General features: G+C 70.2%; 9 protein-coding genes. 3 read left to right on the top strand and 6 right to left on the bottom strand.

Annotated elements, in window-relative coordinates; translation table 11 throughout:
- Positions 1-68: 68 nt before the first annotated feature.
- From ACTWP5_RS01045 to ACTWP5_RS01035, 3 genes are all read right to left on the bottom strand, one after another.
- On the bottom strand, positions 69-2,198 hold the full coding sequence (locus tag ACTWP5_RS01045; RefSeq protein ID WP_443218709.1) for a pectate lyase family protein: 2,130 nt from the start codon (positions 2,196-2,198) through the stop codon (positions 69-71).
- A gap of 454 nt (positions 2,199-2,652) precedes the next feature.
- Complete coding sequence (locus tag ACTWP5_RS01040) at positions 2,653-4,059, bottom strand: pectate lyase family protein (RefSeq protein WP_443218708.1); 1,407 nt, start codon at positions 4,057-4,059, stop codon at positions 2,653-2,655.
- Between the two features lie 76 nt (positions 4,060-4,135).
- Entirely contained in the window at positions 4,136-5,170 is a 1,035-nt protein-coding gene (locus ACTWP5_RS01035) for a pectate lyase family protein (RefSeq protein WP_443218707.1), read from the bottom strand.
- Positions 5,171-5,375: 205 nt separating this feature from the next.
- On the opposite strand from ACTWP5_RS01035, the gene ACTWP5_RS01030 reads away from it, so the two are divergent.
- Positions 5,376-6,464 (top strand): LacI family DNA-binding transcriptional regulator, encoded by a 1,089-nt coding sequence (locus ACTWP5_RS01030; RefSeq protein WP_443218706.1) that lies wholly within the window; start codon positions 5,376-5,378, stop codon positions 6,462-6,464.
- Between the two features lie 160 nt (positions 6,465-6,624).
- On the opposite strand, the gene ACTWP5_RS01025 is transcribed toward ACTWP5_RS01030, so the two are convergent.
- Complete coding sequence (locus ACTWP5_RS01025; RefSeq protein ID WP_443218705.1) at positions 6,625-6,996, bottom strand: VOC family protein; 372 nt, start codon at positions 6,994-6,996, stop codon at positions 6,625-6,627.
- A gap of 392 nt (positions 6,997-7,388) precedes the next feature.
- Entirely contained in the window at positions 7,389-7,955 is a 567-nt protein-coding gene (locus tag ACTWP5_RS01020; RefSeq protein WP_443218704.1) for a DUF7848 domain-containing protein, read from the bottom strand.
- Between the two features lie 564 nt (positions 7,956-8,519).
- Here ACTWP5_RS01020 and ACTWP5_RS01015 point away from each other — a divergent pair.
- Positions 8,520-9,416, top strand: a complete 897-nt coding sequence (locus ACTWP5_RS01015) for a helix-turn-helix domain-containing protein (RefSeq protein WP_443218703.1) — start codon at positions 8,520-8,522, stop codon at positions 9,414-9,416.
- Positions 9,397-9,594 (top strand): DUF397 domain-containing protein, encoded by a 198-nt coding sequence (locus tag ACTWP5_RS01010; RefSeq protein WP_443218702.1) that lies wholly within the window; start codon positions 9,397-9,399, stop codon positions 9,592-9,594. The genes ACTWP5_RS01015 and ACTWP5_RS01010 overlap by 20 nt, the downstream gene beginning before the upstream one ends.
- Before the next feature lie 107 nt (positions 9,595-9,701).
- Here the strand turns inward: ACTWP5_RS01010 and ACTWP5_RS01005 are convergent, their stop codons facing one another.
- Complete coding sequence (locus tag ACTWP5_RS01005; protein WP_443218701.1) at positions 9,702-10,478, bottom strand: NAD(P)H-dependent oxidoreductase; 777 nt, start codon at positions 10,476-10,478, stop codon at positions 9,702-9,704.
- Positions 10,479-10,511 lie beyond the last annotated feature (33 nt).

Genomic DNA, 10,511 nt, shown 5'->3' with positions numbered 1-10,511 from the left:
CGCCCCGGAGTCGCCCCGCCCCCGAGGCGAGGTCGCGGGGCGCCGTCGCGGGGCGGGGCGGTACCGGGCTACGGCGTCACGTCGATGACGCCCACCCCCGCCGCCTGCGTGACCTGCTCCTTCGCCACTTCGGGGCTCGTCGCCTCGTAGGCGTAGGGCACGGTGAAGTCGCTCGTCGACTGGAGGTGTTCGTACGGGGTCGTGCCGGCGTACGCGTTGTCGACCAGGTTCCAGTACCCGGTCTCCTCGCTGCCGTAGAACCAGCCGACCGGTCCGTGGATCTGGCCGGTCACCTCGTCGGGCTCGCCGTTGCCGACGTTCTCGAAGTAGTTGCTCTCGACGAGCACCTGCGCGCCCATGCGGGCGTTGATGGCGGTGTCCGCCACGTCCTGGAGGTAGTTGTTCAGCATGTGCACGTGCGAGTGCCGGACGAGCGGGACGCGGGAGTTCACGTCGTGGAACCAGTTGTTGGCGTAGGTGATCAGGTCACCCGCCTCCCCCTCGCTGTCGCTGCTCGCGGTCAGCCCCGTCTTCCACGAGTGGTGGAGGTGGTTCCAGGAGATCGTGATGTACTCCGAGCCCTTTCTGACGTCGATCAGGGCGTCGTAGTGGTCCTTGTCGACGTCCGGGTACTCGTTGTAGATCTCGTTGTGGTCGACCCAGACGTTGGTGCTGTTGCGCTGGATGCTGATGCCGTCACCGGTGCCCTCGACGACGTGGTGGATCGTCAGGTTCCGGACGACGATGTTGTCCGCCTCGATGAGGTTGAGGCCGACGCCGTCGAACTCGCCCTGGTCCCCGACACCGAGGATCGAGACGTTCCTGACGCCCTCGAGTCGCATGTCCTCCGCGGCCATCGCGTCGCCGCTGACGGTCTCGTCGACGTAGATCACCAGACCCTGCTCGGGAGTCTCCTCGTGGTTCTGGAGCAACTCGTACATCGCGTCGCCGGGGTTGTCGTGACCGGTCGTGGGCCAGTACTCGCTGAGCACGACCTCGTTCACGGTGGCGGCCCCGAACCCTCCGGTGGTGCCGCCGTTCATCGAGGCGTAGCCGACGGGCGCGTCCTGCGCGACCGGGGCCGCGTCGTCTCCCGCGTCGCCTCCCTCCCCGTCCTGCCTGTCCTCCCCGTCCTCCCCGGGCGAGATGTTGCCGGCGCCGGCGCCGGCGGTCACGGTGGCCGGGACCTCCTCGCACGGCTGGACGGTGTAGTCGTAGGGGATGCCGTTGACGGTGCCGCGGGTCACCGGGTCGCCGGAGTTCACGAAGCAGTTGTCCCGGCTCTCCAGGTTGCCCGGCTGGGTGCCGACCACGTCGAGCTGGAACGGCTCCGGGACGTTCTCGAAGTAGTTGCCCTCCACCAGGACGGCCGCGTCGGAGCTGGACCTGACGCCGTAGTCGCTGATGTCCAGGTAGTAGTTGTTGTAGACGTGCGCGGGGTCGGCGAAGCGCACCCAGGGGTTGCGTTCGACGGTGCCGTCGAACCAGTTGTGGTGGTAGGTGACGTTCAGCCGGCCGACGTCCTGCGCTCCGTTGTCCGGGTTGTGGCCCACCAGCATGTTCTTGCCGTGGGTGGAGTGGTTCCACGACATGGTGACGAACGACGAGCCGCGCTTGACGTCGGCGGCGCCGTCGTAGCCGCCGACGAAGGTGTTGTGGTCGATCCAGACGTGGTGGGAGAACATCTGGACGTTGATCGCGTCGTCGGCCCAGTCGTCGAACGTGAGGTTCTGGACGATGACGTTGTGGACCGCGTCGTCGGGCGGCGCGGTGACGCTGTCGTCGATGGGCAGCCCGATGTTCAGGCCCCCGCCGGTCAGTGCGGCGTCCGCGCCGAGGCCGACGATCGTCTTGTCCGAGGTGACGTCGTGCATCGGTCCTGGCAGCTCGATCGCGCCGTCGACCTGGATGATCAGCGGCCCGGCCGTGGCGATCGCGTCGAGGAACGCGTCCGCCGTGCTCACCGTCACCGTCGCGCCACCGGCGCCGCCCGTCGTGCCGGACTGCCCCCAGCCCGCCACCGCGGCGAAGCCGGTCGGCGTGCCGACGGCGCCCGTCTGCTGGCGTGGCGCCACGGGGTCGGCGCCGGCCGTCGTCGGCGCGATCGCCACGAGGCCCCCGGCGAGCAGCGCCGCCGCCGCTCCGGAGGCGAGCGCGACGTGCCTTCGCCGCCCGCTCGCGTGTCGAGGATGTTGCATGTGCGACCTCCCTGGAACTCTCGCATCCGTTCTCGGTTCTGTCTGGGAGCGATCGCCACCAACGACGCGCGCACGGCGGTTCTCCTTTCCGAATGCGCATCGATTCCCGGGTCTGTGAGGAACGGTGGGGGGTGGGACGTTCCCTGGTGACTCGTGGAAATCCTCGGCAGAGTTCTGTGGACCATAACGCCGCGTGCGTGGACTAATCCGTCTGACCTGGTCAGATGCCTCATCAAGACGTTCTGTGAGGGAGAAGGAACGGGGCCGGAACGCCGCGCCCGAGTGTCCGCGTGTGACGCGTGCCGGCGCACTTCGGTGTGTCTTCGACGTGCTTCGGGGAACGCTGGCGTGCGGTGGCCCGCGTTGAGGGCGAAAACTGTCCGCGGCAGGATGACACGGCGACGGGCGTGCTTTTTGTCCCAGGGAACGAAAAGCACGCCCGCCGTTTGCGATGTTAGCGGGTGTGGCGCAGCTCGCCCGCTCCCGCGTGGGTGTCGAGGAGGGAGGGCAGTGCCCGGGGGTGGTCGACGCGGGTGCGCAGGGTCGGGGTCCAGCCGGCGTCGTCGCCGACCTGGGCCTCGGGGTTGGCCGCGTTGTAGGCGTCGAGCAGGTCGACGGGGCGGCGGTTGACGAGGTTGCCGCTCTCCGTCACCGAGGTGCCGGCGGTCCAGCGGTGGATGACCGACGCCGGGTCGGTCCCGCCCGGCAGGGTGAACGCGTTGTGCTCGGCGACCAGCGCGGACTCGGCGCCGATTCCCCAGCTGTAGACGTAGTAGTAGGGCGAGTCGGCGTCCTGGCGGAAGTGGTTGTTGTAGACGTCGACCTGTCCGAAGCGGACGCGCGGGGCGCGCTCCCCGACGTTCTCGAAGAGGTTGTGGTGGAACGTCGTCCGCAGCCTGCCGCGGTCGGTGCCGCTCGCGCCGTCGCTGTTGCCGATGAGGATGCTCTTGGAGTGGTCGGTGAAGACGTTCCAGCTGACCGTGACGAGGTCCGCGCCGCGCACGATGTCGAGCAGGCCGTCGTGCTGCTGGTACAGCGCGCCGAAGTACCGGGGCTGCTCGCTGTCGGGGCGTCGGCCGTCGGTGAAGGTGTTGTGGTCCAGCCAGACGTTGGTGGCGCCGTCGAGGACCACGTTGTCGTACTCGGAGTTCCACTCGCCCTCGTTGCGGCCGTCCCACTGCGGGAAGCAGTCGTAGGCGTCCTCGAACGTGACGTTGCGGATGATGACGTTGTGCGCGCCCCGCACGTCGAGGGTGCCGCCCAGCAGCCTCGCGTCGTCCCCGGCGCCGATGATGGTGGTGTGGGAGCCGACGGGCAGCACCACGCGCTCCGCCTGGTTGGCGGCTGAGGCCAGCCGGGCGTCCTCCATCGGGCCCGACGGCATCACCTTTCCCCAGGTGGCCGGGTCGTAGGCCGTCAGGTAGCCGTCGAGGGTGTACCCGTCGGTCGCATAGTCGTCGCAGGTCAACGGGTTGCCCTGGTCGTCGGTGTTGGCGTCGATGGTGCCCTCGATACGGATGATCCTCGGGGTGTCGGCGTCGCCGGCCGTGAGCGCGGCGGCCAACTCGGCGCGGTTCGCGACGGTGTACACGTGCTCGGCGTCGGCGGCCGAGCCGCCCGTGACGCCCTCGCCCGCCGAGCCCCAGCCGTCGCCCGCCGGGAGGACGGCGCGGGCCGGGTCGGGCGCGGGGCGGCCGGTGCCGGCGGCGGTGGCGGTCGTGGCGTCGCCGGCCTGGGCGGTTCCCGGCACGAGCGTGACGGTCAGGGCCGCGCATCCGGCCAGGGCGGCGAGGAGCGTCGTGCGCGTCGTCGTACGGAGACGCGCGGGGTGCGCGGAGGGTGTGGGTCTGTGGTGGCGCATGGTGTGTGTGCGGTCCTTCGGGGGTGAGGGCCGGGCGCGCCGACGGGCGACTCGCCGACGCGTCCGGCCGGCCTGTTCAGACGCCGATGTCGGGCTGCGGGCCGGCGCCGTCCTGGAGGATGGCGGGCACGTCCTCGGCGGGGTCGAGGGTGTAGTCGTAGAAGTCGGAGGGGTCGAAGGTGTCGCCGCCGCCGGTCTCCTGGTCGCCCTCGCTGTCGACGACGATGCTGCCGCGCTGGGTGAGGGCGGCGGTGTCGTCGCGGTAGTAGGGGTCGTTGACGCCCTCGAAGTAGCTGTTCTCCAGGACCATCCTGGTGGAGCCGCGCGAGTGGTTGCCGCTGCCGGTGTCCTGGAGCCAGTTGTTGTAGAGGTGGGCGCGGGCGACGTTGTCGGTGCTGGGGTTGCGGGAGTTGGTGTCGCGGATCCAGTTGTGGTGGATGGTCATCTCGGCGGTGACGTTGTCGGTCCAGCCGATGCCGAAGGTCTTGTTGTTCTCGGCGATGATGTTCCAGGACACGGTGAGGTTGGTGGTGTCCTTGCGGCTGTCGATGAGGCCGTCGTTCATGCGCTCCAGCCGGTTGTGGTCGATCCACACGTTGCTGGCGGTGTCCATCTGGATGGCGTCGTAGTCGTAGGCGTCGTCACCCGGGTCGTCGTCGGGCATCCGGGTGTCGCGGATGGTGAGGTTGCGGATGATGACGTTGTTCGTGCCCTCGCCGAGGAAGAACCCGCCGCCCACGATCTGACCGGAGGTGCCGACGCCCACGATCGTCTTGTTCGACGCGACGTCGATCTCCTCACCGTGCGGGTTCACGGTGATGGTGCCGGCGACCTTCACGACGTAGGGCTCGTCCGCGCCCGCGTACTCGACCAGCTCGTCGAGGGTGGTGACGGTGACCTCCTCACCGCCGGCGCCGCCCGTCGTCCCGCCGTCGGTGGAGGCGAAGCCGTCGGCGGCGTCGGGCCACGCCTGGGTGGGGGCGGGGGTGGTGCTGGGGTTGGCGGTGGCGTTGCCGGTGAGGGCACGGGGGCCGAGCAGCGAGGCGCACAGGGCGAGTGCGGCCAACGCGGCGACGAACCACCAGCGGTGTCTCGCGATCGTCGTGGTCATCGGTCTTCTCCAGTGTTGTGGGGGGTGTGTGACAGCTGACAGGCCCAGCCCCCGCCCGCCGTCGAAACTTTCGAAGTGGCACCGAGGTTGTACGGCGCGGGGACTATAGAAAGGGCTTGCTATGCCGTCAAGGCCCCGAAACCACGGGATTTCCGAGCCCGCGCGGGCCTCGAAACGTTCGACGTGCCGTGCCTAGACTCCCCGCATGTCCTCGTCACCGGCGTCGTCGCCCGAGCCGTCGACCACCGAGCCGTCGACCACCGAGCCGTCGTCGCCCGAGCCGTCGCCCTCCGGGCCGTTGACCACCGCGCAGCTCGCGGAGCGCGCCGGGGTCTCCGTCGCGACGGTCTCGAAGGTGATCAACGGGCGGCCCGACGTCGCCCCCGCCACCCGCGCCCGCGTCGAGGAGCTCATCCGCGACCACGGCCACCGCCGCCAGAAGCGCCCCGCCCGCGCGGCGCCCGTCCTGGAGCTCGTCTTCCGTCAACTGCGCGACTCCTACGCCCTCAAGATCATCAACGGCGTCCAGATCGTGGCGAGAAAGCACCGCCTCGCCGTCGTCCTCTCCGAGCTCCAGGGCCGCCGCACCCCCACCTACGGGTGGGTGGAGGACGTGCTCTTCCGCCGCCCGACCGGCGTCATCGAGGTCTTCTCCGGCCTCACCGACACCCAGAGCGGCCAACTCCGCAGCCGGGGCATCCCGTTCGTCCTCGTCGACTCGGGCGGCGAGCCGGACCACGCCTCCCCGTCCGTCGGCGCCAGCAACTGGACCGGCGGCCTCAGCGCCGCCCACCACCTCATCCAGCTCGGCCACCGCCGCATCGCCGTCATCTCCGGGCCCGAGTTCGCCATGGCCAGCCGGGCGCGCGTCGACGGCTACCGCGCCGCCATGGACACGGCGGGCGTGCCCGTCGACCCGGCCCTGGTCCGCGTCGGCGACTTCCAGACCGAGGGCGGCCACCGGCACGCCGTCGACCTGCTCCGGCTGCCCGACCCGCCGACCGCCGTGTTCGCGTGCAACGACATGCAGGCCCTCGGCGTGTACCGCGCCGCCGCCGAGGCCGGGCTGCGCATCCCCGACGACCTGAGCGTCGTCGGCTTCGACGACCTGCCCGCCGCGCACTGGGCGTTCCCGCCGCTGACCACCGTTCGCCAGCCGCTGACGGAGATGGCGGCCACCGCCGCCACCATGGCGATCACGCTGGCCGAGGGCCGCCCCCTGGCCCAGCCCCGCGTCGAACTCGCCACCGAACTCGTCATCCGCGCGAGCACGGGCCCACCACGCGACCGGTGACGCCGCGCCGTCCCATCCGCTCACGGGCGGGACGCCAACGGCCGGCGCGCGCGGACCAGGAGCGTTCCGGTCTCCTCGCTCTCCGGATTGGCCGAACCCGTGTCCCTGCCGGCGACGGGATGACATCGTGGAGCGACGGCCGAGGTCCAGCCTTTCCCCGTCATCCCTTGAGGAGACAGAAGGGGTGACCCGCTGGGTCCGCGAAGACCCTCCACCCGTGGGGGTCGACGTGGAGCAGCGTGGCGCCGGAGTCGAGGACCTGTTCCTGGGCCTGATCAAGGTCCGGGACCTCGATGTCCAGGTGAAACTGCTGTGGGTACGCGCTGTCCGGCCAACGCGGCGCGTGGTAGTCCTCCACTCGCTGGAACCCGAGTACCTGGCCGGAGTCCGTGTGAAGTGTCGAGAAGTCGTTGCTCACTGCCCACCTGGCATCGGGCTGGTTGACCGCGCCGCCGAGGAGCGATTGATAGAACCTGGCGAGAACAAGGGCGTCCGGACAGTCCAGAACCACGCACTGCAACCTGCCAACCACTGGTGATCCTTCCGCCCAAAGGGCCCCGGCTCTGGCGAGCCACGGCCCGACGCGCAGGAAGTCACAGCGTGGGCCGCCGAGCATGTCGACCCTAGCCGCCACGTCGTCTGTTCGTCTGTTCGTCTGTTCGTCTGTTCGTCTTCGCCGCTCAGCGCGCGGAGCTGCGCCGCGCGTGAACGCTGTCGGGGGCGCCCGCCCCCGGGGGGTGGGTGTGAATCAGCTCCGGGGGCGGGGGTGTCCCTCACCGCGTTGCGGCACCCCAGTGAAGGGGCGGACCGGGGCGGGAGCGGCCAGGGGGGCGCATCCCTGGCCGCTCGGGGCTGGTCCGGTCGGGGGACTTGCCCGGCCCTCTCGGCCGGAGGTTCGGCGCGAGAGGGCCGGGATTCTCGGGGCTACGGGCTTCCCCTCCCGTGTGCGTCGCCGCTGAGGGCGTGGTGTCCGCGTCCGCCTCCCGTGAGCGGGCCGAACAGGGCCGGTCCGAGGAGGAGGACGGACAGCAGGAGCGGTCCGGCCGCGCGGGCGGCACCCGCCGCCAGGGAGCGCAGGCGGAGGCGGACGCCCTGGCGGTCGTCGCACCGCGTGCGTTGCCCGCGTTGTCGGCGGGGCTTGGCGTGTGTTCCCGAGCGGTGACGCGCCACCGGCACCTCGGGAACGGGCGCGTCGCGTGCCGGGGCGCGGCGGCCGGCCGGCGGCGGCCACGGCGTGGCGCCCACGGGCGCGTGAACGGGGTCGACGCGCCAGTACCGGTGGGTGGTGAGGCGGAACTGGTTGTGGTGCAGGCCGTGTTCCTGTGTGTGGCCGAGCGCCCAGACCTGCACGGGCCGGGGTTCGTCCCGCGCGAGGTCGGACTGGGCCGAGCAGGTCAGACACGCCGCCCGGTACAGCGCGGCGGGCGCTTCCGCGGCACGCTCCGCGCAGAGCTTGAGCGCGGCGCCCCGCAGGATCACGTAGGCGCTCACCGCGCTCCTCCCCGTGCCTTGCCGCCCCTGCTCTCGCGGTTCTTCCTGTTGGTCTCGTTGGCTTCCCGTGCCAGCTTCCGCAGCTTCCGTAAGGTGTCGCTGTCCTGGCTGTCCGGCGTCGCCCCCTGCGGGTTGGGGGCAGACGTCGAGGCCGTGGCCTCCCCGCTCACCGGATGACGTCCACACCGTGGATCCGGGGCGGCTCCGCGTCGTGGGGCAGCAGGTCCGACAGCGCACGGACGAGGACCGCGCTACTGTGGCTCATTGTCATCAACCTCCTACCGGTTGAGGCCGCGCCCCGGGACGGTCGCCTCCGTCGCCGGGGTCTTCTGCGCGGCCGTTCGTTGTGCCCGACAGCACCGTGTCAGTCAACCGAGAGTGTCCACGGTTGCACGTCGGGCTACTTCCTCTCTCAGAGTGCACCCAGATCAGGGTGTGTGCAAGCCTTCATCAACGGTCTTTCACCCTAGAAAATCAGAAAGTTGACGACCATTTCGGCGGCGTGCATGTGATGATTTCATTTCGGCTGTCAGAGGGCCTTCATGATGGAAGAGGAGGGGTGCCATGGGAGCAGCGACATCCGGGTCCACCGTTCCCCGGAGGCAGTTGGGTCGCCATCTGCGCGAACTCCGGTCGCGGGCGCGCTTCACGCTCAAGAGGGCGGCGGAGGTGCTGGAGTGGAGCGAGGCCAAGATGTGGCGGATCGAGAGCGGCCACACGTCCGTGCGGAGCCACGATGTACGGCTCATGTGCGAGATCTACGGCGCGCGGGCGGACCTGACGGACGCCCTTGTCGGTCTGGCGAAGGAGACCAAGGCGCGCGGCTGGTGGCACGCCTACGGGGACGTCATCCCTGAGCAGTTCGACGTCTTCGTGGGTCTGGAGGAGGCGGCGTCACAGATCGACTGGTACGAGAGTGACCTCGTGCCTGGGCTGTTCCAGACCGAGGACTACGCGCGCCTGGTCATGCGTGGTGGGTACGGGTCCGAAACGAGCGAGGAGGAGATCGAACGCAGAGTGGAGCTACGGGTCGCCCGTCAGGTTCTTCTGACACGGTCCGCCGCGCCCGCGACGTTGCGTGTAGCTCTCAGCGAACCGGTCATCTCACGACCGGTCGGCGGCCATAAAGTCATGGCGGAGCAGCTCAGCCGTATGGTGGAGTTGTCTGATCTCCCCAACGTGCACCTGCGCGTCGTCCCGGTCAGCGTGGGGTTTCATCACGGGATGTTGACTGGCCAGTTCGGCGTTCTGCGGTTCCCGCGCAAGGGAGATGGCGCAGACACGGAGCCCCCCACCGTCTATGCCGATGGCTACACCGGCGACCTCTACCTCGACAAGCCAAGTGAGGTGGAGCGCTACGACAGGGCGTTCTCAGACATCTGGAACGCAGCACTCGACGAGCAGGAGACGAGAGCCCTGCTCTCACAGGCGGTAAGGAACCATGAACAGGAAGATAGTTGAGCCTGGCTGGCGGAAGTCCAGCTACAGCAATCACCAGTCGGCCTGCGTCGAGGTGCGCGACGGCGTGCCGGGCGTGATGCCCGTCCGGGACAGCAAGACTCCGGGCGGCCCTGCGCTCGTCTTCCCGGCGGCTCGCTGGCAGGCGTTCGTCGCCTCGCTCAGGGATGGCGAGCTCTGACGCGACGACGAGAACGAACGAAGGCGCGCCCCACGGAGCCGAGTGTCCTCGGCGCGTGGGGCGCGTCGTCGCGTGCGCGGCCGGGCGGGAGGCGGGGCCGCGGCGGTTCAGCGGGCGGCCACGTGGAGGTCCAGCCCGCTCGTCCCCGGTGTCTCGCGTCCCGGCAGCAGCCGCAGGGAGTGGTCGTAGTCGCGGTCCAGGTGGCGGAACGGGACGGGCTCCTCCGTGAAGAGGCCGTCGAGGCGTTCCGCGAACGCGCGGGTCAGGGCCTCGTACCGCTCCGGCGGGATCTCGTAGGTGTTGCAGACGGCGAACGGCTGAAGCGGCCGCATGCCGGTGAACCAGAACACGCCGTGCTGGATCGGGTGAAGCACGTCGGCCAGGCGTCCGTGGGCGCCGCGGTCGGAGAACGCCGGCTCGCGGGCGCCGGCCGTCACCGAGATCAGGGCGCGCCGGCCGGCCAGGGGGCTCTCCTCGCCGTAGGGCGGCGCGACGGAGGGGCCGTAGGCGAAGCCGCGGCTGAGCACCCGGTCGAACCAGCCCTTCAGGATCGCCGGCACCGAGAACCACCACAGCGGGAACTGGAGGATCACCGCGTCCGACCAGAGCAGCTTCTCCTGCTCCGCCGCCACGTCGGGCGTCAGCCGGCCCGCGTGCGTCGCCTGTTCCGAGGCGTCCATGACGGACAGCCGCTCCTCGGGATCGTGGTCCGGGAAGTCGTCGGCGTCCACGACCGTCTTCCACTTCATCGCGTACAGGTCGGAGACGCGCACCTCGTGCCCCGTCGCGCGCAGGTGCTCGACGGCGAACCCGGCCAGGGCGGTGGTGAGGGAACGGGGCTCCGGGTGGGCGTGGACGACGAGGATCTTCTTGGCTTCGGTCATGCGGACACGTTCTCCCGGGGGCGAGGCGGCAGC

The sequence above is a fragment of the Streptomyces sp. 4N509B genome, from assembly GCF_052245655.1.
Taxonomy (GTDB): domain Bacteria; phylum Actinomycetota; class Actinomycetes; order Streptomycetales; family Streptomycetaceae; genus Streptomyces.
This window is presented reverse-complemented; position numbering and strand designations above follow the sequence as displayed.